Origin of the sequence: Streptomyces cyaneofuscatus, from assembly GCF_000718135.1 — a bacterium.
GTDB classification, from domain to species: Bacteria; Actinomycetota; Actinomycetes; order Streptomycetales; family Streptomycetaceae; genus Streptomyces; species Streptomyces cyaneofuscatus.
The window spans coordinates 121,898-147,534 of the sequence record NZ_JOEM01000011.1; the positions used below are offsets into that span (position 1 = coordinate 121,898).

Annotated in this window: 23 protein-coding genes; 4 read left to right on the forward strand and 19 right to left on the reverse strand. The window is 72.2% G+C overall.

Going from position 1 to position 25,637, the window contains the following annotated elements; genetic code table 11:
- Window positions 1–17: 17 nt before the first annotated feature.
- The 8 genes from IF17_RS0119855 to IF17_RS0119890 all read right to left on the reverse strand — a co-directional run bounded on the left by IF17_RS0119855 (window position 18) and on the right by IF17_RS0119890 (window position 8,863).
- On the reverse strand, window positions 18–1,673 hold the full coding sequence (locus tag IF17_RS0119855; protein WP_030567798.1) for a 2Fe-2S iron-sulfur cluster-binding protein: 1,656 nt from the start codon (window positions 1,671–1,673) through the stop codon (window positions 18–20).
- Window positions 1,670–2,566: an FAD binding domain-containing protein gene (locus IF17_RS0119860; RefSeq protein ID WP_030567800.1), complete on the reverse strand. Its 897-nt coding sequence runs from the start codon at window positions 2,564–2,566 to the stop codon at window positions 1,670–1,672. Before IF17_RS0119860 ends, IF17_RS0119855 begins: the two co-directional genes overlap by 4 nt.
- A gap of 326 nt (window positions 2,567–2,892) precedes the next feature.
- Window positions 2,893–4,542 carry a beta-N-acetylhexosaminidase gene (locus IF17_RS0119865; RefSeq protein ID WP_030567802.1) on the reverse strand — a complete coding sequence of 550 codons (1,650 nt, stop codon included), beginning with the start codon at window positions 4,540–4,542 and terminating at the stop codon, window positions 2,893–2,895.
- Window positions 4,543–4,546: 4 nt separating this feature from the next.
- Window positions 4,547–5,395, reverse strand: coding sequence for a carbohydrate ABC transporter permease (locus tag IF17_RS0119870; protein ID WP_030567804.1), 849 nt, complete (start codon window positions 5,393–5,395; stop codon window positions 4,547–4,549).
- Entirely contained in the window at window positions 5,392–6,378 is a 987-nt protein-coding gene (locus IF17_RS0119875) for a carbohydrate ABC transporter permease (RefSeq protein WP_030567806.1), read from the reverse strand. Before IF17_RS0119875 ends, IF17_RS0119870 begins: the two co-directional genes overlap by 4 nt.
- Before the next feature lie 2 nt (window positions 6,379–6,380).
- Complete coding sequence (locus tag IF17_RS0119880; RefSeq protein ID WP_030567808.1) at window positions 6,381–7,685, reverse strand: extracellular solute-binding protein; 1,305 nt, start codon at window positions 7,683–7,685, stop codon at window positions 6,381–6,383.
- Window positions 7,686–7,972: 287 nt separating this feature from the next.
- Window positions 7,973–8,272 (reverse strand): DUF3039 domain-containing protein, encoded by a 300-nt coding sequence (locus tag IF17_RS01000000136585; RefSeq protein WP_029395429.1) that lies wholly within the window; start codon window positions 8,270–8,272, stop codon window positions 7,973–7,975.
- Between the two features lie 30 nt (window positions 8,273–8,302).
- The gene (locus tag IF17_RS0119890) at window positions 8,303–8,863 is read right to left on the reverse strand and encodes a YqgE/AlgH family protein (RefSeq protein WP_018512335.1); all 561 of its coding nucleotides are present in this window, start codon (window positions 8,861–8,863) and stop codon (window positions 8,303–8,305) included.
- A 286-nt stretch (window positions 8,864–9,149) separates the two neighbouring features.
- On the opposite strand from IF17_RS0119890, the gene murA reads away from it, so the two are divergent.
- Window positions 9,150–10,490, forward strand: coding sequence for a UDP-N-acetylglucosamine 1-carboxyvinyltransferase (murA, locus tag IF17_RS0119895; RefSeq protein WP_015608864.1), 1,341 nt, complete (start codon window positions 9,150–9,152; stop codon window positions 10,488–10,490).
- Between the two features lie 52 nt (window positions 10,491–10,542).
- Here murA and IF17_RS0119900 read toward each other — a convergent pair whose 3' ends face one another.
- Complete coding sequence (locus IF17_RS0119900; RefSeq protein WP_425315172.1) at window positions 10,543–11,436, reverse strand: helix-turn-helix transcriptional regulator; 894 nt, start codon at window positions 11,434–11,436, stop codon at window positions 10,543–10,545.
- Between IF17_RS0119900 and IF17_RS0119905 the strand changes: the two genes are divergently transcribed.
- Complete coding sequence (locus tag IF17_RS0119905) at window positions 11,435–11,899, forward strand: DUF2000 domain-containing protein (RefSeq protein ID WP_030567812.1); 465 nt, start codon at window positions 11,435–11,437, stop codon at window positions 11,897–11,899. The two genes, IF17_RS0119900 and IF17_RS0119905, sit on opposite strands and share 2 nt — an antisense overlap.
- Window positions 11,900–12,013: 114 nt before the next feature.
- Here IF17_RS0119905 and IF17_RS0119910 read toward each other — a convergent pair whose 3' ends face one another.
- The 6 genes from IF17_RS0119910 to IF17_RS0119935 form a co-directional block, all read right to left on the reverse strand.
- Window positions 12,014–12,295 carry an HU family DNA-binding protein gene (locus IF17_RS0119910; protein ID WP_003968811.1) on the reverse strand — a complete coding sequence of 94 codons (282 nt, stop codon included), beginning with the start codon at window positions 12,293–12,295 and terminating at the stop codon, window positions 12,014–12,016.
- A 377-nt stretch (window positions 12,296–12,672) separates the two neighbouring features.
- On the reverse strand, window positions 12,673–14,109 hold the full coding sequence (locus tag IF17_RS0119915) for an NAD-dependent malic enzyme (RefSeq protein WP_030567814.1): 1,437 nt from the start codon (window positions 14,107–14,109) through the stop codon (window positions 12,673–12,675).
- Between the two features lie 417 nt (window positions 14,110–14,526).
- Window positions 14,527–16,902, reverse strand: coding sequence for a HelD family protein (locus tag IF17_RS0119920; RefSeq protein ID WP_030567816.1), 2,376 nt, complete (start codon window positions 16,900–16,902; stop codon window positions 14,527–14,529).
- Window positions 16,903–17,059: 157 nt separating this feature from the next.
- Window positions 17,060–18,040, reverse strand: a complete 981-nt coding sequence (locus IF17_RS1000000137910) for an anti-sigma factor family protein (protein ID WP_030567818.1) — start codon at window positions 18,038–18,040, stop codon at window positions 17,060–17,062.
- Window positions 18,037–18,624: a sigma-70 family RNA polymerase sigma factor gene (locus IF17_RS0119930; protein ID WP_076966337.1), complete on the reverse strand. Its 588-nt coding sequence runs from the start codon at window positions 18,622–18,624 to the stop codon at window positions 18,037–18,039. Before IF17_RS0119930 ends, IF17_RS1000000137910 begins: the two co-directional genes overlap by 4 nt.
- Before the next feature lie 80 nt (window positions 18,625–18,704).
- Window positions 18,705–19,349 (reverse strand): CGNR zinc finger domain-containing protein, encoded by a 645-nt coding sequence (locus IF17_RS0119935; RefSeq protein ID WP_030567821.1) that lies wholly within the window; start codon window positions 19,347–19,349, stop codon window positions 18,705–18,707.
- 92 nt (window positions 19,350–19,441) lie between these two features.
- Here IF17_RS0119935 and IF17_RS0119940 point away from each other — a divergent pair, with 92 nt between their 5' ends.
- Window positions 19,442–20,104, forward strand: coding sequence for a GNAT family N-acetyltransferase (locus tag IF17_RS0119940; RefSeq protein ID WP_030567824.1), 663 nt, complete (start codon window positions 19,442–19,444; stop codon window positions 20,102–20,104).
- Here IF17_RS0119940 and IF17_RS0119945 read toward each other — a convergent pair.
- From IF17_RS0119945 to IF17_RS0119955, 3 genes are all read right to left on the reverse strand, one after another.
- On the reverse strand, window positions 20,047–21,198 hold the full coding sequence (locus tag IF17_RS0119945; RefSeq protein ID WP_030567825.1) for a uroporphyrinogen-III synthase: 1,152 nt from the start codon (window positions 21,196–21,198) through the stop codon (window positions 20,047–20,049). The two genes, IF17_RS0119940 and IF17_RS0119945, sit on opposite strands and share 58 nt — an antisense overlap.
- Window positions 21,199–21,332: 134 nt before the next feature.
- Window positions 21,333–22,664 (reverse strand): nitrate/nitrite transporter, encoded by a 1,332-nt coding sequence (locus IF17_RS0119950; RefSeq protein ID WP_030567826.1) that lies wholly within the window; start codon window positions 22,662–22,664, stop codon window positions 21,333–21,335.
- A 153-nt stretch (window positions 22,665–22,817) separates the two neighbouring features.
- Entirely contained in the window at window positions 22,818–23,792 is a 975-nt protein-coding gene (locus IF17_RS0119955) for a LysR family transcriptional regulator (RefSeq protein WP_030567827.1), read from the reverse strand.
- Window positions 23,793–23,895: 103 nt separating this feature from the next.
- On the opposite strand from IF17_RS0119955, the gene IF17_RS0119960 reads away from it, so the two are divergent.
- Window positions 23,896–25,206 carry an MFS transporter gene (locus tag IF17_RS0119960; RefSeq protein WP_032772267.1) on the forward strand — a complete coding sequence of 437 codons (1,311 nt, stop codon included), beginning with the start codon at window positions 23,896–23,898 and terminating at the stop codon, window positions 25,204–25,206.
- Here the strand turns inward: IF17_RS0119960 and IF17_RS0119965 are convergent.
- Window positions 25,184–25,531, reverse strand: a complete 348-nt coding sequence (locus tag IF17_RS0119965; RefSeq protein WP_030567830.1) for a VOC family protein — start codon at window positions 25,529–25,531, stop codon at window positions 25,184–25,186. The genes IF17_RS0119960 and IF17_RS0119965 overlap by 23 nt on opposite strands.
- Window positions 25,532–25,637 lie beyond the last annotated feature (106 nt).

Genomic DNA, 25,637 nt, shown 5'->3' on the forward strand with positions numbered 1-25,637 from the left:
GGGTCTGCGCGCGTCGATCACTGCGCGCCTCCCTCGTGCGAGTGGGAGTGCGGGTGGGGCTGGTGCTGTACGCCGCCGGCGCCGGGCTCGGCCTGGTGCGGGATGCGGGCCTCGTCCTGGGCGGCGGCGGACGCCTCCGCGCTCGCCTCACGGGCCGCCACGACGTCCGCGACCGCGTCGAGCACGCCCCGGTAGCCGGAGCAGCGGCAGAGGTTGCCGCAGAGGGCCTGGCGGGTCTCCAGCTCGCTGGGGGCGTGGTTGCCCTCCAGCAGGTCGTGGATGGTCATCGCCATGCCGGGGATGCAGAAGCCGCACTGGACGGCCCCGCAGGCGGAGAGCGCCCGCTGGACGTCGGAGGGCTCGCCGTCGACGGCGAGCCCCTCGACCGTACGGACCTCGCTGCCCGCGGCGGTGGCGGCCGGCACCAGGCAGGAGGCGACGAGGCGGCCGTCGACCTGGACGTTGCACGCCCCGCACTCGCCCTGCGAGCAGCCGTCCTTGGCGCCGGCGAGGCCGAGGCGCTCGCGGAGCACGTAGAGCAGGGACTCGCCGATCCAGGCGTCGGAGACCGGGCGGTCCACGCCGTTGACGTGGAGGACGTAGGAGGCGGCGGGGTGCTCGCTCGGTACGTCGAGGGGGGCTGCGACCGGGTCGTGGGACGGGTCGTGAGCGGGGTCGTGGGCCGGGTCCGGCTCCGGTTCCGCTTCGGGGGTCTGTTCCGCTTCCGCCTCGGGGGCGGCGGCGGCTTCCGGGCCGGGGGCGGCCGGGGACTCCGCTTCCGGTTCCGCGTCCGCCGCGGCGAGGGGTTCCGCCGGCGGCTCCTCCGCTTCCGGTTCGTCGCCGGGGAGCGGGTGGCCGTCGGTCTCGGGGCCGGGGTCCGCGACGGGGTGGGCCGCCGTGCGCTCCTCGTCCGGGGCGGGGAGCGCGGGCGCCGGGGACTCCTCGGGCTGCGGCTGTGCCTGCGGCTGCGTCGCCCAGGGGGCGGGGGCGCCGCCGGGGAGCGTGGCCGGGCGCGTGTCGTCCGCGTACCACTGCTGCGCGGCTGCCGCCGAGGCCAGGAACTCGCCCGACTCGTCCGGAAGATCCCCGTCCGCGACCGGGATCGTCCACTGACCGGTGTGGCCGGTGTGGCCTGTGTGGTTCGCGTGGTCTGTCTGTGCGGAGAGGTCCGTGTGCGCGGAGGTGTCGGTGTGGCCGGTGCGGTCCGGGTGGCCCGCGTGGTCGCCGGGGGCCGTGTGCTCCTGGTACTCCCCGGAGCCCTCCCCCGCACCGGGCTGCCCGGGCTGCTCCCCCATCGCCTCGGTGAAGTTCCACTGGGCCGTGGAGTGCGAGGTCTCCTGGTACGGCTGCGCGTAGCCGCCCTGCTCGTTCGGGTCCGGCCAGTGCACCGCCCCCGGGGCCTGCTCCTGGGCGCGCCGCTCGGCCTGCGCCTGCTGCTGGCTCTGCGTCTGCACGACCCAGCTGCCCGTCGCGGCCGGGTCCAGACCGGCGGCCGGGGTCAGCGGGACGATCATCGGCGGTACGTACCCGTGGCCGGGCGCGGCCAGCGGGATGTTGGCCAGGTCCTCCGGCGGCAGCTGGACGAACGCGGTGGCGTCCGCGTCGTACTCACCGCTCTGCGGCGTCGGCTCCCAGCCCTCGTACCGGGGGTCGGGGTGTTCCTCATTGCTCACGACAGTGCCCTCCCCAGTGCGCGTCGGGCGAGCGCGGCGACGGTGCGCCGCAGGTGGAGTACGGCCGGGGAGAGCGGCAGGGTCTCCGATCCGTCGGCCGGCGGTTCGTGGTCCGGGATGCAGGCGGCGGCGACGTACTCGCCGAAGGCGGCCAGCGCGTCGGGGGCCAGGCCCCGCTCGCCGTCCCAGTCGATCAGCGAGGCGATCCAGCGCTCCGCCTCCAGCGGGCGCAGCGGCATCGGGGCGATGGCGCCGACCGCGCAGCGCACCCCGCGCCGGGCCGGGTCGAGCACGATGGCGACCGAGGCGGTGGCGCGGCCGGGGCCGGTGCGGCCGGTGGCCTTGAGGAACACCTGCGGGGCGTGCAGCAGCGGTACGCGGACGAAGCCGATCAGCTCGGCCGGGCTCAGCATCTCGCGGCCCGCCAGCAGGTGGGAGACGGGGATCTCGCGGCGGACCCCGCCGGGTCCCGCGACGACCAGCTCGGCCTCCAGGGCGGCCAGCACCGGCAGGGCGTCGCCGGTCGGCGCGGAGGTGGCGATGTTGCCGCCGAGGGTTCCGGCGTTGCGGATCTGGGGCGGGCCCGCCGCGCGCGCGGAGGCGGCGAGGGCGGGGATCAGGGCGGCGAAGTCGGGCCGTCCCATGCGGGCGTGGGTGAGGCCGGCGCCGAGCAGGGCGTGGCCGTCCTGGTAGTGCCAGCCGCGCAGCTCGCTGATCCGGCCGAGGCCGACCAGTCCCGAGGGGCGCAGGAGCCCCTTGTTCACGGCCGCCATCAGGTCCGTTCCCCCCGCCACGGGGACGGCGGCAGGCATGGCTTCCAGCGCCGCCACGGCCTCGTCGAGCGAGGCCGGCAGCGTCACCGACTGCATCGCCTGCGGTGCGTGCGTGGTCAACCCAGCTGCCCCTTCCCGGTCTCCCGGCTGGTCCGCCTGTTCCGCCGTACGGTACGTGTTCACAGGCCGGACGTGGCAACTCTGGCACATCTTCCGATGGGACCGGCGCGAGGGTCCGCGAAGGGTGGATCCGTCCCTGACCTGGGGGATGATCCGGTTTCGCACCTCTTCGGAGTGGAGGGTGAATTGCCACTCTTCAGCGATGCTTGTACGACTTATTCCCTTCGTTCCGGAGGCTGTTCGCCCGGGCCGTTCGTTCCGGGGGCGTTCGTCCGGAGGCCGTTCGGTCCGCGCCGGAGATGCTCCGGCGCGGACCGTCCCGGGGCTCACACCGCCGGCGGCGCTCCCTCGATCGGGCGACCGAGGATGCCGGGCCGCCGCTGCCACGGCAGCGGGCCGCCCGGCCGGCGGTAGTCGACGCCGAGGGCGTCGAGCCGGGCGTAGTGGTCGGTCATGCGCGCGTCGAATCCTGCGAAGTCCCGGTCGGCCGGGGCCGGCAGGGAGCTCCAGGCGACCTCGGCGAAGGCGGCGAGGCGCGGGAAGACCTGGTAGTCGACGCGCGACCTGTTCTGCATGACCTCGGTCCACACATTGGCCTGGGTGCCGAGGATGTGCCGTACGGCCTCCTCGCTCAGCCCCGGCGGAACGGGTTCGAAGCGGTAGACGTCCTCCAGGGTGCGGACGTACCCGATGGGCATCGGCTCGTCGGGGCCGCCGTCCTGACGGTGGTCCAGATACACCTGCTGCTCCGGGCACATCACCACGTCGTGCCCGGCCTCGGCGGCCGCGATGCCGCCCGCGTACCCACGCCAGGAGGAGACCGCGGCGCCCTCGGCGAGGCCGCCTTCGAGGATCTCGTCCCAGCCGATGAGACGGCGGCCGCGGGCGGTGAGCCAGCTGTCGAAGTGGCGGATGAACCAGGACTGGAGCTCGTCCTCGTCCTTGAGGCCGAGTTCGGCGATCCGGGCCTGGGCGGTCGGGGACTCCTTCCACTGGTCCTTGAGGCACTCGTCGCCGCCGACATGGATGAACGGGGAGGTGGCGGCGGGGAAGAGGTCGAGCAGTTCCTCGAATACGCCCTCGAAGAAGCGGAGGGTGTTGTCAGTGGGGGCGAGTACGTTCGGGTTGATGCCCCAGGTGTCCCAGACGGAGAGGGTGGTGGTGTCGATGACGTCGGTGTTGCCCAGCTCGGGGTACGCGCTGATGGCGGCCTGCGAGTGGCCCGGGATGTCGATCTCGGGGACGACGCGGATATGCCGCTCGGCGGCGTAGGCGACGATCTCGCGGATGTCGTCCTGGGTGTAGTAGCCGCCGTGCGGCGTCTCGTCCCACAGCTCGGAGGCCCGGTGGCCGTACTTGGTACGGGAGCGCCAGGCGCCGGCCTCGGTGAGGCGCGGGTAGCGCTTGATCTCGACGCGCCATCCCTGGTCGTCGGTGAGGTGGAAGTGGAAGACGTTCAGCTTGTGCGCGGCGAGGAGGTCGAGGTAGCGCAGGACGTCGTCCTTGGGCAGGAAGTGCCGGGAGACGTCGAGCATCAGGCCGCGCCAGGAGAAGCGCGGCGCGTCCTCGACGACCACCGCCGGGACGTCCCAGGTGCGCCCCGGGGCGACCGGCGCGCGGCGGAAGGCGTCCGGGCCGAGGAGCTGACGGAAGGTCTGCGCCCCCCAGGACAGGCCGGCCGCGCTGCCGCCGGTGATGCGTACGGCGTCGCCGTCGACGACCAGTCCGTACGCCTCGGGGGCCAGCGCCGGGTCGAGCGAAAGCTCCACGCGGGAGCCCTCCGTGCCGTCGGCGAGCGGCAATCCGGTGGCCGCGCCGACGGTGGCGCGCAGCAGCCGGGCGACGCCCTCGGCGCCCGGTGCGGCGGCGAGAACGGTCGCCGCGTCCAGCCGGAACGGCTCCGCCCCCGGTGCTCCCCAGGTCACTTCGCGCGGCGCGGGGATCAGGCCGGGAGCCGCCGTGTCATCGGGTGTCATGACGTCAGTCCTTAACCGCTCCGCCCAGTCCGGAGACGAGGCGTCGCTGTACGAGTACGAAGAAGACGAGGACGGGAATGGTCATCACCGTCGAGGCTGCCATGATCCCGCCCCAGTCGTTCTCGTCCGGTTTGAAGAAGACCAGCAGCGCCATCGGCAGCGTCGACTGGGAGGTGTCGCTGATGATGAACGACTTCGCGAACAGGAAGTCGTTCCAGGTGGTGATGAAGGAGAAGACGCTCGTCGCCACCAGGCCCGGGAAGACCAGCGGGAAGAGGATCTGCCACAGGAAGCGGGTGCGGCTCGCCCCGTCGATGTAGGCGGCCTCCTCCAGGGCCTCGGGAACCGCTCTGACGAAGCCGCGCAGCATCCAGATGGCGAACGGCAGCGAGAAGGCCAGGTGCGGCAGGATCAGCGAGCCGAGCGTGTTGAGCTGGCCGAAGTCCCGCATCAGGAAGAAGAGCGGGATGGTCAGCGCCTCCACCGGCACCATCTGCGCCACCAGGAACATGATGAGCAGGGTGGTGCGGAACTTGAAGCGGAAGCGGGTCACGGCGGTGGCGGCCAGGAAGGCGACCAGCGCCGAGAGGATGACCACCGTGCCCGCCACCAGCAGGCTGTTGAGGAAGTAGCGGCCGAAGTCCTGCTGTTCGAAGACCCGGCGGAACGAGTCGAGGGAGGGGGCGAGCGTCCAGGGGCGGGGCTCGGTCGACTGGATCTCCCCGGCCGGTTTGAAGGCGGAGAGCACCATCCAGTAGAGGGGGAAGGCGACCGCGACCGCGATCACCAGGGCGGTGGCCTCGGCCGCCAGCCTGCCGGGCCGCTTGACGCGTAGCGCCGTACGTACGCTCACAGTTCCTCCCCCTGGCGCCGCACCAGGCGCAGATAGACCAGCGTGACGGCCAGCAGGATCACGAGCATCACGACGCCGATGGCGGAGCCGAGGCTGTACTGCGAGGACGCGAACGCCTTCTGGTACGCGTACACGTTGAGCACCAGGTTCTGCCCCGCGATGCCGCCGCCGTTGGTCATGACGTAGATCTGGGTGAAGACCTTGAAGTCCCAGATGATCGACTGGATGGTGACGACGATCAGGATGGGCTTGAGCATCGGCGCCATGATGGTCCGCCAGATCCGCCACTGGGAGGCGCCGTCCAGCGAGGCGGCCTCCAGCACCTCGGTGGGGATGGCCCGGATGCCCGCGTACACGGTGACCATGACGAACGGGAACGAGCACCACAGGACTTCGAGGAGTACGAGCGCGAAGGCGCTGTAACGCCCGTACGTCCAGGAGAAGTCACCGAGGCCGAGCACCTTGTTCACGGGTCCGAAGTCGGGGTCGAAGAGGAAGACCCAGACCGTCGAGCCGGTGATCGCGGGGGTGGCCCAGGCGCCGAGCGCGGCCATCATCAGCACCAGCCGGGGCAGGGCGCGGATGCGGGTGAGCAGGACGGCGAGCGCGCAGCCGACGAAGAGGGTGGAGACGACGCAGGCGGCGGCGAAGAGGACGGTGGCGAGGAGGACCTGCCAGAACTGGCTGTCGTTGAAGAGGGTGGCGTAGTTGCCGAAGCCCTTGAAGGTGGTCGGTTCGCCGCCGCTGACCTGGGCCTGGGTGTACTCCAGGAACGAGATCAGGCCGAGCTGGTAGATCGGGTAGACCAGCAGCCCGGCGAGCAGGACGAGGGCGGGCAGGAGGTAGAGCCAGGGGGTCCAGCCGGAGTGGCCCCGGGGGGACACCGGGCGGCCGCGCCGGGGCGGACGGGCGGCGGGAGTGCCCGCGCCCGCCCCGGACGCACCGGGGGCCGGAGCCTTGAGAGCGGTGGTGGGTGTGGTCATCGTCAGCCCGCGTCGGTGAAGGCCGCGTCCATCTTCTTCGCCGCGTCGTCCGAGGCCTGCGCCACGTCCTTACGGCCGGAGACGATCTCCTGGAACATGTTCGGCAGGACCAGCGAGGCGTCGATCTGGCCCCAGGCGGGCGAGGCGGGGACGAACTTGGCACCGGCACCGAGGGTCTGGACGAACGGGGCGACGAAGGGCTGCTTCTTCGCGGCGTTGTCCAGGACGTCGGTGTAGGTGGGCAGGAAGCCCATCGCGTCGAACATCTCGGCCTGGGTCTTCTTGCCGGTGAGCGACTTCATCAGGTCGACGGCGAGGGTGCGGTGCGAACTGCTCTTCAGTACGCCGATGTTGTTGCCGCCCGCGAAGGCGGGGGCGATGGAGTTCGGGGCGATGCCGGGCAGCGGGACGACCGCGTACTTGCCCTTGACCGAGCCCGCCTCGACGGCCGCGTGGCTGAAGTCGCCGCCGATGGCCATGGCGGCCTTGCCGGAGGCGAAGGCGGTCACGGTGGCGTTGCCGCCCATGGAGGCGCACTTGGCGGCCGGACAGTTGTCGTCGCCGAAGAGGGAGGTGTAGGCCTCGATGCCCTTGCGGGCCTTCTCACTGTTGATGGCCGACTTGTACGTACCGCCGCTCTCGCCCGCGATCTCGCCGCCGTGCGACCAGATGAAGGGCATCGCCCCGTAGGTGTACGCGCCGCCGACCGCGAGGCCGTAGAGGTCCGGCTTCTCCTTGCGGATCTTCTTGGCGGTGGAGATCAGCTCGGCCTGGGACTTGGGGGGTTCGATGCCGAGGTCCTTGAAGACGTCGGTGCGGTAGTAGAGGGCCCGGACGCCGACGAAGAAGGGGGCGCCGTAGACCTTGTCGCCGACGGTGACGGACTGCTTGGCGATCGGGTCGGTGTCCTTGGCCTCCTCCCAGGCGCCGAACTCCTCGGTGACGTCCGCGAGTCCGCCGTCCTTGACGTATCCGGCGGTGTCGCTGTTGCCGTACTCGATGAGGTCCGGGGCGCTCTTGGGGTCGTTGAAGGCGGCCTTGATGCGCTGGGCGCGAGTGTCGACGGGTATGTACTCGACCTCGACCTTCGCGCCTTCGTGGCTCTTCTCGAACGCGGCGACCGCGTCGTCGACGACCTTCTCCTTGGGCTTGTTGCCGACCTCCTGGAAGAGCCAGACACGGAGAGTCCCGCTCTTCTCGTCACCCTTCGCACTGGTGTCGGAGGTCTGCGGCGCGCAGGCGGTGGCGGTGAGGCCCGCCAGCACAAGCGCCGCAACCGGGGCGGCAATTCGGGCAGAAAGCTTCATCCGGGAACCCCTACCGGTCATTCGTTGCATCATGTGCAACGTGCGTTTCGTTCTGCACAACTGGCAGGAGAGTAAGTCCGGTTCCGGCGCCCGACAAGTGGTCTCCACCACTCTGTGACCCGCCGACGCAGCCCGCGCAACGCGAGCACGAGCGGTCACGTTCCGTCACCAGCGGCGCGGAGGCCGGAGCCCGGGCATGCCGAAGGCCCCCGGCACACGCGATCGACGCGTGTGCCGGGGGCCTTCGGAAGACGGAGTGGGAGCCCGGCCGGAGTGGGAGCCCGGGCCTACTTCTTGCCCTTGTCCTTGCCGCCCTTGCCCTTGTCCTTGTCGCCGCCGGCGCCCATGGACTCGTAGATCTCCTTGCACATGGGACAGACCGGGTACTTCTTGGGGTCGCGCCCCGGCACCCAGACCTTGCCGCACAGTGCGACCACGGGAGTGCCCTCCAGGGCGCTCGCCATGATCTTGTCCTTCTGGACGTAATGGGCGTAGCGCTCGTGGTCGCCGTCGCCCCTCGACACCTGCGGCGTCGGCTCTACGAGGGTCCCCGTACCTGCCCCGCGATCGGGCTCAAGAGTGCTCATAACCGCCAAGGGTACTGAAGAAGCGGGCCTTCAGTTGAGCGAAGGGTCGTCCGGATACGTGGCGATCATCGCCAGCTCGCTGCGCTGCCGCCGGAGCACCGCGCGCCAGAGGTTCTCCGGGCGCGGCGAGGAGACGTCACCGGGCTCCGACTCGACCACGTACCAGGCGCCCTCGGTCAGCTCGCCCTCCAGCTGACCGGGCCCCCAGCCCGCGTACCCGGCGAAGATCCGCAGCGAGCCCAGCGCCGGTCCCAGCAGCTCCGGCGGGGTCTCCAGGTCGACCAGGCCGATCGCCCCGTGCACCCGGCGCCAGCCGAGCGGGCCCTCGTCGCCGGGGATCACCGCCACGCCGAGCGCCGAGTCGAGCGAGACCGGGCCGCCCTGGAAGACGACGTCCGGCTCACCGGTCAGCCCGGCCCAGGAGCCGAGGATGTCACCGACGCCGACCGGGGTCGGGCGGTTCAGGACCACGCCGAGGGAGCCCTCCTCGTCGTGGTCGAGGAGGAGCACCACCGCGCGGTCGAAATTCGGGTCCGCGAGGGCGGGTGTGGCCACGAGCAGTCGCCCTGTGAGCGAGGACACCTCCGTCATGGCAGAAATGATCCCGCATCTTCGCCCTCCGCGGGGTCCCGGCGGCCGTGATGACCACCTCAGGAGAGCGAGCGCAGCTCAGGGCGCACGGAGGCACGGGGAGCGCACCGTACGGGGAGGATCCGGGAGCCATCCGGACGGTGACCCTCCGCAAGATCGGGTGCGCGGAGGGTGTTGTGGCGGATTCATGACGTTCGTACACCCCCCTTCGCCTTACGGAACGGGGGTAGGAGGCCATTACCCTTTTCGTTGGCCCCCTGCCCGACCACTCCGGAACGCGAGATACATGACCGGCACAGACGATGTCCTGCTTGTCCACGGCGGCACCCCGCTGGAGGGCGAGATCCGCGTCCGAGGCGCCAAGAACCTGGTGCCGAAGGCAATGGTCGCCGCGCTGCTCGGCAGCGGGCCCAGCCGTCTCCGCAACGTTCCCGACATCCGTGACGTACGGGTGGTCCGAGGACTGCTGCAGCTGCACGGCGTCACCGTCCGCCCCGGCGACGAGCCGGGCGAACTGATCCTCGACCCCTCGCACGTCGAGTCGGCGAACGTCGCCGACATCGATGCCCACGCGGGTTCGTCGCGCATCCCGATCCTCTTCTGCGGCCCGCTGCTGCACCGCCTCGGCCACGCCTTCATCCCGGGCCTGGGCGGCTGCGACATCGGCGGCCGGCCGATCGACTTCCACTTCGAGGTGCTCCGCCAGTTCGGCGCGACCATCGAGAAGCGGGCCGACGGCCAGTACCTGGAGGCCCCGCAGCGGCTGCGCGGCACCAAGATCCGGCTGCCGTACCCCTCGGTGGGCTCCACCGAGCAGGTGCTGCTCACCGCCGTCCTCGCCGAGGGCGTCACCGAGCTGTCCAACGCGGCCGTCGAGCCGGAGATCGAGGACCTCATCTGCGTACTGCAGAAGATGGGCGCGATCATCTCCATGGACACCGACCGGACCATCCGGATCACCGGTGTCGACAAGCTCGACGGATACACCCACCGGGCGATCCCGGACCGTCTGGAGGCGGCCTCCTGGGCGTCGGCGGCGCTGGCGACCGAGGGCAACATCTACGTACGCGGCGCCCAGCAGCGTTCGATGATGACCTTCCTGAACACCTTCCGCCGGGTCGGCGGCGCCTTCGAGATCGACGACGAGGGCATCCGCTTCTGGCACCCGGGCGGCGCGCTCAACGCCATCGCGCTGGAGACGGACGTCCACCCCGGCTTCCAGACCGACTGGCAGCAGCCCCTGGTGGTGGCGCTGACGCAGGCCGCGGGGCTGTCCATCGTCCACGAGACGGTGTACGAGTCGCGGCTCGGCTTCACCTCCGCGCTCAACCAGATGGGTGCGCACATCCAGCTCTACCGCGAGTGCCTGGGCGGCTCGGACTGCCGCTTCGGCCAGCGCAACTTCCTGCACTCGGCGGTCGTCTCCGGACCGACGAAGCTCCAGGGCGCCGATCTGGTCATCCCCGACCTGCGCGGCGGCTTCTCGTACCTGATCGCGGCGCTGGCGGCGCAGGGAACCTCCCGGGTGCACGGCATCGACCTGATCAACCGGGGCTACGAGAACTTCATGGACAAGCTGGAGAAGCTCGGCGCGAAGGTGGAGCTGCCGGGCGGTTCCCTGGTCTGACCGCACAGCGCTGCCGCACACAGCACTGCGCGAACACGGCGCCCCGGTCCCCTCACAGGGGGCCGGGGCGCCGTGCTGTCCGGGAACGCGCGAACCGCCCCGGCGTCGTCCCCGCGATCCGCTTGAAGTGGCGGGTCAGGTGAGACTGGTCGTGGAAGCCCACGGCGGCCGCCGCCTCCCCGGGCGGCACGCCGTCCAGCAGCAGCCGGCGGGCCCGGTCGACCCGGCGGGACGTCAGGTACTGGTGCGGCGCGATCGCGTACGCCGCGCTGAACGCCCGTACGAGATGGGCGGGGTGCGCGTGGACCAGCCGGGCGGCCTCGGCCAGGGTGATGCCCTCGCCCGGCCGCTCGTCCAGCCGCTCGTCCAGGAGGTCGCGGAGGTCCTTCGCGACGCCCGGGCCGGGCGGCGGGCCCGCGGGGGCCGTACGGGGGCGCAGGTGGCCCCGTAGCCGCTCGCCGATGAACGCCAGGCGGCTCTCCGCCTCGAAGGCCCCGCCCGGGTCCGCCAGGGCCGTGTGGAGGCGGCCCACACGGCTGCGCAGGAGCGGGTCGGCGAGGTCCGGGGTGTCCACGGCGGGCCCGATGAGCCCCGCGTCGAGCTGCGTCATGTCCAGGTAGAGCACCCGTTTGCGGAAGCCGTCGGAGGTCGCGGGCGAACCGTTGTGCGGGACCTGCGGCGGCAGCAGGCTCACCGTGCCGCCCGGGGTGCCGCGCTTGTGGCGGTCCAGGTCGTAGCGGACGGCCCCGTCGTCGACGATCAGGAGCGTCCAGGCGTCGTGCACGTGCATGGGGTAGGCGTGCTCGGTGAAGCGGGCGTGGAAGACCTCCACGACGCCCGGGACCGCCGGACGCCAGGCGGAGATCTCCTGCGGTGCCGGTTGCCTGGGCGTCACGCTAAGAACGTACAAGAATCGTGCGAGGGCCGACGGCCAGGCTCGGACCATGACGAACACGCACGAGACAGCGAGCGGAACCACGGCCACCGGCGAGGCTCCCGTCCGCTTCGACACGAAGGTCGCGGTGCTGCTCCGCGACGACCTGGAGACCTGGCAGCGTCTGAACGTGACCGCCTTCCTGGTCAGCGGCCTGGGGACGGTGGCGCCCGAAGTGATCGGCGAGCCCTACGAGGACGCCGACTCCACCCCGTACCTCCCGATGATCCGGCAGCCCGTGCTGGTCTTCGAGGGGGCGAAGGAGACGCTGACCGCCGCGCACGCCAAGGCGCTCTCCCGGTCCCTGACGACGGCCGTGTTCACCTCGGACCTGTTCGGCACGGGGAACGACCGGGACAACCGGGCGGCGGTACGGGCGGTGGGGCGGGACGCGCTGGATCTGGTCGGGCTGCTCGTGTACGGGCCCCGCAACGCCGTGGACAAGGCCCTCAAGGGCGCGCGGATGCATCCCTGACCCCGGGTGAGCCCGGCGGCGTGCGAGCGCCTGAGCGGGGCGCATGTGCCCGTGGCATGCGCGAGGGCGGCCACCCCTGGTCGGGGGTGACCGCCCTCCTTGCGCCTTTGAGGGTTACTTACCCTTGGCGGCTTCCTTGAGCTTCGAGCCCGCGGAGACCTTCACGCTGTAGCCGGCGGGGATGTTGATCGGGTCGCCGGTCTGCGGGTTGCGAGCGGTGCGAGCGGCACGGTGGGTGCGCTCGAAGGTCAGGAAGCCGGGGATGGTGACCTTCTCGTCGCCCTTGGCGACGATCTCACCGACGGTCTCGGCGAGCGCGGCCAGCACGGCGTCGGCGTCCTTGCGAGTCACCTCGGCGCGGTCGGCCAGGGCGGCCACCAGCTCACTGCGGTTCATGTTGTTACTCCCGTGTTCTTCTTGCCTGTGAGGCGTGAGATCGAAGCCGATGCTGCCAGGGCCCTCTGACAGTCCCCGGACCCGGGTCTGATGTCAGACCCTCGCGCCCGATTACGCATCCTGCCCCCACCTGCGGCGGGAAAGCCAATCCGGAACCCTTCAGGGTCAACGAAAAGCGCCACTGTCTGCTCGTGGTGACGTTCCGTCGGCTTCCCTTAGCGGTCCGCAGCGGATGCCGGGCCCTACGGGGCCCACTGCCCGCCCACCCTAAAGGGGCGTTTGGGGCGCCGCGACCCGCGACGCGCCGTACGGCACGGGCGGGTGCGGCCCGGGGTGTTTCCCGCGTACCCCTGATGGACCCCGCGAAACCGGGTGCCCTAGATGGCGTCGGCGGGTGCGGCTCCGGCGCCCGCGGCGGCCTTGGCGGCCGCGCGGACGGCTCCGGCGACCGCACCGGCGACCTTGTCGTTGAAGACGGAGGGGATGATGTAGTTCGCGTTGACCTCGTCCTCGGCGACCACGTCGGCGAGGGCTCCGGCGGCGGCGAGCATCATCTCCGTGTTGACGGTGCGGGACTGAGCGTCCAGCAGACCGCGGAAGACACCCGGGAAGACCAGCACGTTGTTGATCTGGTTGGGGAAGTCGGAGCGGCCGGTGGCGACGACGGCCGCCGTCTCGCGGGCGATCGCCGGGTCCACCTCGGGGTCCGGGTTCGCGAGCGCGAACACGATCGCGCCGTCCGCCATCGCCGCGACGTCGTCGCCGTTCAGGACGTTCGGGGCGGAGACGCCGATGAAGACGTCGGCGCCGACGACGGCCTCCTTGAGGGTGCCGGTGACGCCCTCGGGGTTGGTGTTGTCGGCGATCCAGCAGAGCGGCGACTCGGGGTCGGCGGCGACCAGGTCCTCGCGTCCGGAGTGGACGACGCCGTGGATGTCGGCGACCACGGCGTGCTTGACACCGGCGGCGATCAGCAGCTTCAGGATGGCCGTACCGGCGGCTCCGGCACCGGACATGACGACCCGTACGTCCCCGATGCTCTTGCCCACCACGCGCAGGGCGTTGGTCAGGGCGGCCAGGACGACGATGGCGGTGCCGTGCTGGTCGTCGTGGAAGACGGGGATGTCCAGGGCCTCGCGCAGCCGGGCCTCGATCTCGAAGCAGCGGGGTGCGGAGATGTCCTCCAGGTTGATGCCCGCGAAGCCGGGGGCGATCGCCTTGACGATCTCGACGATGGCGTCGGTGTCCTGGGTGTCCAGGCAGATCGGCCAGGCGTCGATGCCCGCGAAGCGCTTGAAGAGGGCCGCCTTGCCCTCCATGACGGGCAGCGCGGCCATCGGGCCGATGTTGCCGAGGCCGAGCACCGCGGAGCCGTCCGTCACGACTGCGACGGAGTTGCGCTTGATGGTGAGGCGGCGGGCGTCCTCGGGGTTCTCGGCGATGGCCATGCAGACCCGGGCGACGCCGGGGGTGTAGATCATCGAGAGGTCGTCACGGTTGCGGATGGGGTGCTTGGACGCCATCTCGATCTTGCCGCCGAGGTGCATGAGGAACGTACGGTCGGAGACCTTGCCCAGCACGACGCCCTCGATGTCGCGCAGACCTTCGACGATCTCGTCCGCGTGCGAGGTGGAGGAAGCGGCGATCGTGACGTCGATCCGGAGCTTCTCGTGGCCGGACGCCGTGACGTCGAGGCCGGTGACCGACCCTCCGGAGGACTCGACCGCCGTGGTGAGCTGGGAGACCGCGGTGCCGCTCGCGGGCACCTCCAGCCTGACCGTCATCGAGTACGAGACGCTGGGCGCCGTTGCCATGGCCGAGTCCTTCGCTTTCCTCAAGCTTCATTGCTTCGCATCCGGAACCCTCGTTCCGGTCACGCTTCCCGATCGTCGCACCTACCGACCGGTAGCCGGTAATGAGCATCTTCTTTCGGAAAGTGTTTTCCACCATACGAGAAGTCACCCGTTCGGCGGAACCCCCAAGAGCCCTCAAGAGTCCCGTAAACGAAAACAGACCCGCGCCACCATCAGGTGACGCGGGTCTGTCTTCTTCACTCAGGTGGCACCGACCCGCCATGCTCGCCTCGCGGCAAGTGGTCGCTCGAAGCGACGAAGGTTGGGCCCGGGGGCTTGGATCGAGCCGGTGCCAGTACCAAGGTAACAAAGACCCCGGAGAAGTGATTCCCGTACGACGGGCCGACCTGATCCCGTCGTACGGGCAACAGCTCAGGATCACTCCCGCAGCAGGTCAGGCACCCCGTCCTCGTCCGGCATGTCCCGCTCCCCCGACACCACCGTGAGCTGCTGCGTCGCCCTCGTCAGCGCCACGTACAGCACCCGCAGCCCGGCCGGGGACTCGTCCGCGATCTCCGCCGGGGAGACGACCACCGTGGCGTCGTACTCCAGGCCCTTCGCCTCCAGGCTGCCCAGCGCCACCACCCGCTCCCCCAGCTCCGCGAGCCACTCGCGGGCCTGGGTGCGCCGGTCCATCGCCACGACCACGCCGACCGTGCCGTCCACCTCCGCCAGCAGCCGGCGCGCCTCCTCGCGGACCGTGGCGGCCAGGTCGCCGTCCTCGACCGGCACGAAGCGCGGCACCACCCCGGTCGAGCGGACCGCCGACGGGGACTCCATGCCGGGCATGGCGAGCGCCAGCACCTTCGCGGCCAGCTCCGCGATCTCGGCCGGGTTGCGGTAGTTGACGGTGAGGGTGAAGCGGCGACGGGGCCGGGAGCCGAGCGCCTCGTCCCGGGCCGCCGCCGCCTCGTCCGGGTCGGACCAGGAGGACTGCGCCGGGTCGCCGACGATGGTCCAGGTGGCGTGGCGGCCCCGGCGGCCCACCATCCGCCACTGCATGGGCGTGAGGTCCTGCGCCTCGTCGACGATGACGTGCGCGTACTCCGTGCGCTCCGCCGCGAGCCGCTCGGCCCGCTCCCACTGGGTCTCCTCGCGCTGCGGCATCAGCTCCTCCAGCCCCGAGAGGTGGTCCAGCGGGTCCGCCTCACGCTTCCGCTTCGGCCGGACCACCGTGCCCAGCAGGGCCTGGAGCTCGTCCAGCAGCGCCACGTCGTGGACGGAGAGCGGACCGTTGCCCTCCGCGTCCAGCCGCTTCAGGGAGCGGGCCAGCCGGCGCACCTCGCCCTGGTTGAGGATGCGCCGGGACCAGCGGGCCAGCCGCTTCTCGTCGGCCATCGCGGCCAGCACCCGACGCGGGGTCAGCTCGGGCCACCACGCGTTCAGGAACTCCAGGAACGGCGTCTCGGTGGAGACGTCCTCGTCGAAGGAGGACCGCAACTCCGCCACCAGCTGCGGGTCGGTGTAGCGGCCGCGCCCGGAGGACTTGCTCCACAGGGCGTCCAGCAGCAGCTTGCGGGCGCGCGGGCGCAGCAGGTTGACGGGGGCGGTGCCGCTGAGCACGTTGTGGCGGACGCGCTGGAGTTCGTCGGCCTCCAGCTCGACCCGGGCGCCGAAGGCGACGACGCGCAGCCGGGTGGGGGTGGTCGCCGTGCCGTTCTGCGCGGGCTCCTCGCCGAAGGAGAGCTGGCCGCCACCGCTGCTGGGCGGCTTCGGCGCCTCCAGGGCGCCCCGGGCCGCCTTGCGCAGCACATGGAGCATCCGCGAGGAACCCTTGATCCGGGCGATCGCCGGTTCGTCGTAGGTGGTGGCGCCCTCGACGCCCGCCGCCTCGTCCGAGAGCGAGCCGACCGCGCGGATCGCGACCTGGCCCTCCTCACCGAGCGAGGGCAGCACGCCCTCGGTGTAGGCGACCAGGAGCGGGGTCGGGGAGACGACGAGGATGCCGCCCGCGTACCGCCGCCGGTCCTGGTAGAGGAGGTAGGCGGCGCGGTGCAGGGCGACGGCCGTCTTGCCGGTGCCGGGGCCGCCGGTGACCTCGGTGACGGAGGCGGCGGGGGCCCGGATCACCAGGTCCTGCTCGGCCTGGATGGAGGCGACGATGTCCCGCATGGTGTGGCTGCGGGCCTGGCCGAGGGCGGCCATCAGGGCGCCGTCGCCGATCACCGGGAGCTTCTCGCCGTCCAGATGCGCCGTCAGCTCCGGGCGCATCAGGTCGTCCTCGACCCCGAGGACCTTGCGGCCCTTGGAGCGGATGACCCGGCGGCGTACGACGCGGCCGGGCTCCTTCGGGGTGGAGCGGTAGAACGGGGCGGCGGCCGGGGCCCGCCAGTCGATCACCAGCGGCGCGTAGTCGGAGTCCAGGACCCCGATCCGGCCGATGTGGAGCGTCTCGGCGATGTCGGCGGTGGCGTCCTCCCGTACGGCGTCGTCGGCCGGCTCGACGGAGGTGAACGCGCCGTCGGGGCCGCGCTCACCGTCCTTGCCGAGGAGCAGGTCGATCCGCCCGAAGAGGAAGTCCTCGAACTCGTTGTTCAGCCGGTTGAGGTGGACGCCCGCCCGGAAGACCTGGGCGTCCCGCTCGGCGAGGGCGCCGGGCGTGCCGACCTGCCCGCGTTTGACGGCGTCGTGCATGAGAAATTCCGCCTCGTCGATCTTCTCTTCGAGACGGTGGTAAACGCGGTCCAGATGATCCTGCTCGACACCGATTTCCCGGTCCCGCAGCGAATCGACAGCGGCATCCTGCGCGGCCACCGAGGCCCCCTTCTGACGTGCATCGGGCAGCCGTCAACCCTATGCGAAGGGGGGCCCGGGCGCACCCGCCGTCCACCGTTACGCGTGTTGCGATTACGCGTCGGAGCGCGGACCTGGGTGACGCGCCGGGGTGGCGCGCCGGAGCGGCCGGGTCCGCTCAGGCGCCGATCTCCACCAGCCGCTCCCCGTCGAACGTGCGCACCTCGAAGCGGTCGATGTCCTCACGGGCCATCGCCGCGCCGCCGTGCACGTACAGCGGGTTCTTCGCCGACTCGTGCGTCGAACCCTCGATGCCGTACCCCCACTGCGGGACGGACCAGGAGGTGACGACCTCCTCCTCCCCCGTCTTGGAGACGGCGACGAGCGTGCACTTCTGCGGTCCTTTGACGTTCTTCAGCTCCAGGACCGTGTGGGTGCCCCACGCCTTCTCCTCCATCCCGACCGTCGCGCCGACCCGGGTGGTGGGGTCGGTCGCCGTCACCTTCTCCGTCATGTGCTGGAAGAAGGCGTCCTCGGCCGGGCTGGTGGGGTGCGGGTCGACGGCGGCGACGCTGCGGCCGCCGTCGTCGCCCGCCGTGACGGCGACGGCCGCGACCGGCCCGCCGATGATCAGGGCCGCCGCCGCGGCGATCAGATACCTGCTCCGCTTCGTCCGCCGGTGCCTGCGGTGCGCCACCTCGTCCATCAGCCCGCCGAGCACCTTGGGCGCGGGCCGCTCGGGAACGTGCGGTACGGGACGGGCCCCGGGCGCCGCCGCCGGCGCCTCGGCCAGCATCGCGAGCATGGGCTCCATGCCCGCGAACTCGTCCAGATGCGCGGAACACCGGGCGCAGCCCGCGAGATGGGCCTCGAAGGCGCTCGCCTGCGCGTCGTCCAGGATGCCCAGGACATAGGCGGCGGCCGCGTCGTGCTCGCTCCCTTCGGGCTCTCCGCCGAACGGCGGCTCGGGTCCGGTGGGGCCGCCGGGAGCGCCCGGATAGCCGGGGCCCGGGGGCTGCCCGGGGCCGGAGAGGTACGCGGGCCCCGAGGGGTGTGCAGGACCCGCGGGATAGGGGGAGTGCGGGGGGTGAGAGGGACCGGTGGGCATACGGGGTCCCGGAGGCCGGGGCCCGAACGGCTGCCACTGCTGGTCGCTCATGCCGTGATCCCCCTCTCTTCGAGTGCGAGCTTCATCGAACGGAGTGCGTAGAAGACCCGGGACCGCACGGTGCCGCTGGGGATGCCGAGCACCTCGGCCGCCTCGTTCACCGTACGTCCCCTGAAGTAGGTCTCGACCAATGCTTCCCGGTGCGCGGGCGTCAAATCGTCGAGCGCGTCCGACAACGTCATCAGCCACAGCGCCTTGTCGATCTCGTCCTCCGCGGGAATGACCTCCAGCGGCGACGGATCGACCTCGCGCGGCCGGGCCTGCCGGCTGCGGTGGCCGTCGATGACGATGCGCCGGGCGACCGTCACCAGCCAGGGGCGGACGGAGCCGGTGGCCCGGTTGAGCCGGCCGGCGTTCTTCCAGGCACGGATGAGCGTCTCCTGCACCACGTCCTCGGCCCGTTGGCGGTCGCCCGCCACGAGCCGGAGGACGTACGCGAGCAGCGGCCCGGCATGTTCGCGGTAGAGCGCCCGCATCAGCTCCTCGTCCGGTATCCCGTCAGGAGGCGTGGGCGGCTCACTGCGATGTCGAGCCCTGTGCGGACGGTCATCGGCCACGGCCGCATCCTTGCGCACCCGAACCTCCTGGTCGAGACCCTGAATGGAGCTCTTCGGGGAGGGATACGGGGGCGCGCGCCGGATCATTCAACGTCGCTTCATATTTCTTTCGTCGAGATCCTCCGGCGCCGGTGCCGGGCGACCCGTTCGCGGTTGCCGCAGACCTCGCCGGAGCACCAGCGGCGCCGGCCCCCGCGCGAGGTGTCCAGGTAGAGCCGGTGGCACGCCCCGCCCGCGCAGCGGCGCAGCGCTCCCCGCGCCACCGGGTCGGTGAGCAGGTCCACCGCGTCCCGCGCCACGACCGCGAGGAGCCCCGCGCAGCCGGGCTCGGCGCTCAGGGTCCGTACCAGCGCCCCGCCCTCGCCGCGCACCGCACGCGGCCCCGGCGGGGCTTCGGCCGCAAGGGAGTTGACCCGGTCCAGGGCGTTCCCGTAGCCGGGGCAGCCGAGTTGGGCCGACGCCGGGTCGATCCCGTGCTCCGCAAGGGCGAGTTGGGCCGACATCAGCCGGTCCACGTCCGCCCGCAGCTGCCGGAACCGGGTCAGCCAGGTGGCGTCCAGCGCGCGCAGAGCCGTGCCCGGCGGGACGAGCCGGGCGGCGGTCAGCCAGTCGGTGAGCCGTCCCGGTCCGTCGAGCTGTTCCCGGGCGCGAGGCGTCCCGCCCGCGGGCCCGGTGGCCACCAGGTCGAGACAGATCCGGCCGGAGTCGAACCGCCACACGTACGCGCCCCTGCCCGCCGCCATGCGCCTGTCACCGCCTCGGGATCACCGGTCGGATGCCACCCTCCAGAGTGCCCCCGGCGGGGCCCGGCCGTAACCCCCGCTACCGTGACGGCATGAACGATCACGGGGGAACAGCCGGGGGAGCAACCGGGGGAACGCACGGGCCGGGCATCACGCTCACCGCCGGCCCGCTGCTGATGCGCCCCTGGCGCGCGGAGGACGTACCGGCGCTGCTGGAGGCGTACGACGATCCGGCGATGCGGCAGTGGATACGGACGCCCGCGTCCACGCCCGAAGAGGCCGCCCGCTGGCTGGAGTCGCAGTACGAGGGATGGGAGTCGGGCACCCGGTTCAGCTTCGCCGTGACGGACCCGGGCCGGGGCGGGGAGCTGGTCGGCAACCTCGCGCTGAAGCGGCCGGGCCCCGGCCCCGAGCGGGCCGAGGTGGGGTACTGGACGGTGGCGCGGGCACGCGGTCGGGGGGTGGCGCCCCGGGCCCTGGAGGCGCTCACCGACTGGGCGTTCACGGCCTTCGCCGACGAAGGGCTGGTCCGGCTGGAGCTGCTGCACCAGGTGGACAACGTGGCGTCGTGCCGGGTGGCGGAGAAGGCCGGTTACGCGTTCGCGGAGCTGTTGAGCGCCCTGCCCCCGGAGTTCCCGCTGGACGGCCATCTGCATGTGCGCGAGGCGCCGTTGAGGCCGGACGGCAGGGTCACCGCTCAGCGTGGCGAAGCTGAGCCCGGGGTGTCCCCCGCCGGGTCCAGCGACAGCCGGTAGCCGCGTTTGACGACGGTCTGGATCAGCCTCGGCGCCCCCAGCGCGGAGCGCAGCCGGGCCATCGCCGTCTCCACCGCGTGCTCGTCGGTGCCGCTGCCGGGCAGCGCCCGCAGCAGGTCGGCGCGGGCCACCACCCAGCCGGGGCGGCGGGCCAGGGTGTGCAGGAGGGCCATGCCCGCGGGCGGCACCGCGCGCAGTTCGTCGTCGACCAGCACGGCGTGGCCGCGGATCTCGACGCGGTGGCCGGCGATGGGCAGGACCCGGGCGGTGGTGGGGAGTTGGGCGCAGACGAGCTGGACGAGGGGGCCCAGGCGGAAGCGTTCGGGCTGGACGGTGGGGATGCCACGGGCCTGGAGCGGGAGGGCGGTGACCGGTCCGACGCAGGCGGCCAGGACGTCGTCGCGCAGGGCGCCCAGGATCTCCGGGAGCAGCCCGCGGACCTCGGCGCGGCCCAGGAACGAGGCGGCGGCGGGGGCGCTGGTGAAAGTGACGGCGTCCAGGGCCCGGGCGGCGGTGGCGTCGAGCATCCGGTCGAGCGGGGCGATGTCCTGCGGCGGCATCCAGCGGTAGACGGGGACGCCGACGACCTCGGCGCCCGCCGCCTGGAGGGACTCGATGAAGCCGGGGAGCGGTTCGCCGTGCAGCTGGAGGGCGATGCGGCGGCCCTCGACGCCCTCGCCGAGGAGCCGGTCGAGGACTTCGGCCATCGATTCGGACCCGGGTGACCAGGCCTCGGTCAGCCCGGCGGCCCTCACCGCGCCCTTGACCTTGGGGCCGCGGGCGAGGAGTTCGACGCCGCGCAGCCGCTCCAGGAGCGCGTCGCCGATGCCCCAGCCGTCGGCCGCCTCGACCCAGCCCCGGAAGCCGATCGCGGTGGTGGCGACCACTACGTCGGGGGCGTGGTCGATCAACTCCTTCGTCGCGTCGAGGAGTTCGCTGTCGTCGGCGACCGGAACGATCCGCAGGGCGGGGGCGTGCTGGACGGCGGCGCCGCGCCGCTTGAGGAGGGTGGCGAGCTCCTCGGCGCGGCGGGCGGCGGTCACTCCGACCGTGAAGCCCGCGAGGGGGCCGTGGGTGGTGTCGTCGTCCTGCATGGCGTGTCCCCGGCTTCTGTGTCCCGCTGTTACGCGATGGTGCGGAGGCCCGAGACTGCCAACGGTGCGTGACAGGCTCGGTTCCCCCGTATTTCCCGGCCGTTACGTCACCCGTGGCCCGGGAGGTCCCGTCTCTACACCTCTGCGTAACCGACCTGCGTCTTCGCGGTCACGGGCGCGGGGCGGCGAAGGTATACCACCCAGGTGAGGGCGGAGCAGACGCCGTAGAAGGCGAGGAAGGACCAGAAGGCGGCGGTGCCGGTGCCGGAGGTCTGGAAGGACTGACGGAAGGCGAGGTTGATCGCGAGGCCGCCGAGGGCGCCGACGGCCCCGATGAAGCCCATGGCGGCGCCGGAGAGCCGCCGTCCGTGGGCGGCGGCCGCCTCGCCGTCGAGGCCCTTCTCGATCGCCTGGGCGTGGAAGATGCCCGGGATCATCTTGTACGTCGACCCGTTGCCGAGCCCCGTCAGGACGAACAGGGCGGTGAAGCCGACGAGGAAGACGGGGAGGGACGCGGTGGCGGAGGCGTGGATGACGATCGCGGTGGCTGCCCCCATCGCGGCGAAGGCGGCCAGCGTGATCCGGGCGCCGCCGTGCCGGTCGGCGAGCCGGCCGCCGAAGGGGCGGATCAGCGAGCCGAGCAGCGGGCCCATGAAGGTGAGCGAGGCGGCCTGGAGCGGGGTGCGGCCGAACTGGGTCTGGAGGACCAGGCCGAAGGCGAAGCTGTAGCCGATGAAGGAGCCGAAGGTGCCGATGTAGAGCATCGACATGATCCAGGTGTGCGGGTCCCGGACGGCCTCCTTGGCCGCCCCGGTGTCGTTGCGTACGGGCCGGAGGTTGTCCATGTACAGCGCGGCACAGAGCGCGGCCACCACGATCAGCGGGATGTAGACGCCGAGCACCAGCCGGGGGTGGGCCGCGCCCAGGGTGCCGATGACGAGGAGGCCGATGAGCTGGACGACGGGGACGCCGATGTTGCCGCCGCCCGCGTTGAGACCGAGCGCCCAGCCCTTCTCGCGGAGCGGGAAGAAGGCGTTGATGTTGGTCATCGAGGAGGCGAAGTTGCCGCCGCCGATCCCGGTGAGCGCGGCGACCGCCACGAACGTGCCGTACGAGGTCCCCGGTTCCATCACCCAGAACGCGGCGAGCGTCGGGGCGAGCAGGCTGACCGCGGTGAAGATGGTCCAGTTGCGGCCGCCGAACCGGGCGACGGCGAAGGTGTACGGCACCCGCACCAGCGCCCCGACCAGGGTGGCGGTGGAGATCAGGAAGAACTTCCCGGCCGGGTCGACGCCGTACTCCGGTCCCATGAACAGGACCATCACCGACCACAGGGTCCAGACGGAGAATCCGATGTGCTCGGAGAGCACGGAGAACCACAGGTTGCGGCGGGCGACGCGCTCGCCCTTCTCCCGCCAGAACGTCTCGTCCTCCGGCTCCCAGGTCTCGATCCAACGGCCTGCCATCACGCGCCTCCACAGGGGGGTCGGGGTGGTGTCCCCGTCGCTGCGGGGTGTGGTCCCGACGCTAGGGAGCGCGCGTTTCGGTGGAGTGCCGTGAGGTGACCGGTGGGCAACCTTGCTCTCACCGGACCGGAGGCGGCCCGGTGAGATGCGCCGCTACGGAACCGCCTGGCGCATCAGTGCCAGATCCCTCTCCGGCAGCCAGGCGCCGGGCGGGGGTACGAGCCAGCCCTGGGCCGTACCCAGCAGGTCCGATGCCGTACGCAGTGCGTCCACTCCGGGGTGGTTCAGGCCTTTGCGCCAGACCAGCATCAGCGGCGAAAGCGGAACGGGATCGACGAGCGGGCGGACCACGGCCCCCGGGAGCGGCGGGAAGTCCACCACCGCCAGGACAGGGTGGCCCGCCTTGGCGATGACGCGCTGGAATTCGGCCACCCCTACGGCGAGCGGAACGGGCGGTGCCAGTTCGATGTCCCACGCGGCGAACAGCAGCGCCGCGAGCTCCGTCCACTCCCGCGTCCGCTCGTTGCCCGCGCCCGCGTGGACGGTCGTCCCGGACAGCTCGGACAGCGGGATGGCCGCGCGCCCGGCGAGCGGGTGGGAGGCGGGCAGCATCAGGGCCATCGGCTCGTACCGCACCGGCTGTACGGAGAGCCCGGCGCGCACCCCCGGGGCGAGCCCGGCGGCCCGGCCGAAGGAGACGTCCAGCCGGCCGGCCAGGATCTCGGAGGCGGCCCAGGTGAGCCCGGACTCGAACCGTGCCATCAGCTCGCACTCGGGGGCGAGTTCACGGGCCCGCTCCAGCACCCGGGCGGCGGTCGTCCCGTCACTGTTGAGGTCGACCAGCAGGGGCCGGGCGGGGCCGCCGCTGAAGGCCGCGGCGAGTCCGTCGTGGGCGTCGAGCACCCGGCGGGCGTACGGGAGCAGACGCTCGCCGTCCGGGGTGAGCGCGACCTGCCGGGTGGTGCGGACGAACAGCTCCGCACCGAGCTCGCGCTCCAGTCGGCGGATGTCCCGGCTCAGCGCCTGCTGGGCGACGAAGAGCCGGGCGGCGGCCCGGGTGAAGTGCAGCTCCTCGGCGACGGCGAGGAAGGCGCGCAGGAGCCGGGGGTCGGTGTCGGGGGCGGGCACGCGGTGAATCTACAACGCGGCCGCCCATTCACAACAGGGGTGCGTGAATGGGCGGGCAGAAGGTGTTGGACCGGGGCGGCCGGGCGCGGCGAGGCTGGACCCCATGCCGAGATCCCCTGCCACCTGTACGGTCCCTCCCTCCACCGCACTGCTCACCGTCGCCGGCGGCCAGCTGGTCGCGGCCCCGCGCGCCGCGCCGGAGCGCGTACGGAGGAAGCGGCCCGCCTCCGCCAACCCCTACCTCCGGCTGCTCGCCACCCCCGGCGCCCGCGCCTTCACCGCGGGCAACCTGATCGCCCGGCTCCCCATGGGGATGCTCAGCGTCAGCGCGGTCATCATGATCGCCGGGTCCCGGGGCTCGTACGCGCTCGCCGGGGCCGTCACCGCGACGGGCCTCGCCGCGACGGCCGTGGTCGCGCCCTTCACCGCCCGGCTGGTGGACCGCTACGGGCAGGCCAGGATCGCGGTGCCCGCGACCGCGCTCGCCGTGCTCGGCTCCCTCGCGCTGGTGCTCTGCGTCCACCACGACGCCCCGGCCTGGACGCTCTTCGCCGCGTACGCCGCCACCGCGACCACCCCCAACACCGGCGGGATGTCCCGGGCCCGCTGGGCGCACCTGCACCGGGGCGACCCGGCGGCCCTGCACACCGCGAACTCCTTCGAGCAGGCAGCCGACGAGCTCTGCTTCATGCTCGGCCCGGTCCTCGCGGCGGTGCTCTGCGGGGCGCTGTTCCCGGAGGCGGGCACGCTGGTGGGCGCGTTCCTGCTGATGACCGGGGTCCTGGTCTTCGCCGCCCAGCGCGCGACGGAGCCGCCGCCGACCCCGCGTACGCGCACGGCCGTCTCCCCGCTCCGCACGCCGGGGATGCCCGCGCTGCTGGCAGTCTTCCCCGCCACGGGTGCGGTGTTCGGGGCGCTGGAGGTCGTCTCCATCGCCCATGCCGGGGGTGCGATCCTGGCGCTCCAGGCGGCAGGCTCCTGTGCGGCGGGGCTGCTCTACGGCTCGCTGCGGCCCGCGCGGAACGTCCACCGCAGGCTGCTGCTCTGCCTGACCGCGATGACCGCGCTGATGTCCCTGCCGCTGCTCGCCACCACCTCGACCGCCTCCCTGCCGGTCCTGGCGCTCTGCCTGCTGCTCGCGGGCGCGGCGACCGCCCCCACCATGGTCACGGGCATGACGCTGGTCCAGCGCGCCACACCTGCGGGCCAGTTGAACGAGGGCATGACGCTCTCGGTCACCGCGCTGCTGGGCGGGGTGGCGGCCGGCGCGGCGACGGGCGGCTGGCTGGTGGAGCACGCGGGTACGGTCTCCGGCTACGCCGCTCCGATGGGCGCGGCGGCCCTGGCGCTGGCCGTCGCGGCGGCGGGAACGTCTCTGCGGCGCCCCGGTGTCAGCGGTGGCTCAGCACGTTGACCACGCGGCCGTTGGGGTCGCGGACCATGAACCTCCGCACCCCCCACTCCTCGTCCTGCAACGGATGGACGATCTCCGCACCGCTCGCCCGGACGACCGCGTACGCCGCGTCCACGTCGTCGACCTCCACGCTCAGATCTGGGGTGACGGGGGCCGTGGCGTCGCTGGTGATGATGCTGATCTGTGCCGTCGGGCTGGACGGCGGGGCGAGCGTCACGATCCAGCCGTGGTTCATGACTTCCTCGAAGCCCAGCAGACCGTAGAACTCCCGGCTCTCCTGCACGGCTTCGGACTGGACGAGGGGCATGACACGGCGAACGGTCATCGACGACTCCCGATGAGAGGGGACGAGCACGCTGAGATGTCCACGCTTACCAGAACCCGCCCCCGGAACTCGCCCCGAGAAGGGGCGTTTCAGGCCCGTTCGCGGA

What these genes read in the sequence shown, in the direction of transcription:
- IF17_RS0119940 (WP_030567824.1), top strand. Translation starts at nt 19,442, where the DNA reads ATGAACGATCACGGGGGAACAGCCGGGGGAGCAACCGGGGGAACGCAC.
- IF17_RS01000000136585 (WP_029395429.1), bottom strand. Translation starts at nt 8,272, where the DNA reads ATGAGCACTCTTGAGCCCGATCGCGGGGCAGGTACGGGGACCCTCGTA.
- murA (WP_015608864.1), top strand. Translation starts at nt 9,150, where the DNA reads ATGACCGGCACAGACGATGTCCTGCTTGTCCACGGCGGCACCCCGCTG.
- IF17_RS0119910 (WP_003968811.1), bottom strand. Translation starts at nt 12,295, where the DNA reads ATGAACCGCAGTGAGCTGGTGGCCGCCCTGGCCGACCGCGCCGAGGTG.
- IF17_RS0119950 (WP_030567826.1), bottom strand. Translation starts at nt 22,664, where the DNA reads ATGGCAGGCCGTTGGATCGAGACCTGGGAGCCGGAGGACGAGACGTTC.
- IF17_RS0119875 (WP_030567806.1), bottom strand. Translation starts at nt 6,378, where the DNA reads ATGACCACACCCACCACCGCTCTCAAGGCTCCGGCCCCCGGTGCGTCC.
- IF17_RS1000000137910 (WP_030567818.1), bottom strand. Translation starts at nt 18,040, where the DNA reads ATGAGCGACCAGCAGTGGCAGCCGTTCGGGCCCCGGCCTCCGGGACCC.
- IF17_RS0119900 (WP_425315172.1), bottom strand. Translation starts at nt 11,436, where the DNA reads ATGGTCCGAGCCTGGCCGTCGGCCCTCGCACGATTCTTGTACGTTCTT.
- IF17_RS0119945 (WP_030567825.1), bottom strand. Translation starts at nt 21,198, where the DNA reads ATGCAGGACGACGACACCACCCACGGCCCCCTCGCGGGCTTCACGGTC.
- IF17_RS0119865 (WP_030567802.1), bottom strand. Translation starts at nt 4,542, where the DNA reads ATGACACCCGATGACACGGCGGCTCCCGGCCTGATCCCCGCGCCGCGC.
- IF17_RS0119890 (WP_018512335.1), bottom strand. Translation starts at nt 8,863, where the DNA reads ATGACGGAGGTGTCCTCGCTCACAGGGCGACTGCTCGTGGCCACACCC.
- IF17_RS0119935 (WP_030567821.1), bottom strand. Translation starts at nt 19,349, where the DNA reads ATGGCGGCGGGCAGGGGCGCGTACGTGTGGCGGTTCGACTCCGGCCGG.
- IF17_RS0119965 (WP_030567830.1), bottom strand. Translation starts at nt 25,531, where the DNA reads ATGACCGTTCGCCGTGTCATGCCCCTCGTCCAGTCCGAAGCCGTGCAG.
- IF17_RS0119880 (WP_030567808.1), bottom strand. Translation starts at nt 7,685, where the DNA reads ATGAAGCTTTCTGCCCGAATTGCCGCCCCGGTTGCGGCGCTTGTGCTG.
- IF17_RS0119915 (WP_030567814.1), bottom strand. Translation starts at nt 14,109, where the DNA reads ATGGCAACGGCGCCCAGCGTCTCGTACTCGATGACGGTCAGGCTGGAG.
- IF17_RS0119960 (WP_032772267.1), top strand. Translation starts at nt 23,896, where the DNA reads ATGCCGAGATCCCCTGCCACCTGTACGGTCCCTCCCTCCACCGCACTG.
- IF17_RS0119905 (WP_030567812.1), top strand. Translation starts at nt 11,435, where the DNA reads ATGACGAACACGCACGAGACAGCGAGCGGAACCACGGCCACCGGCGAG.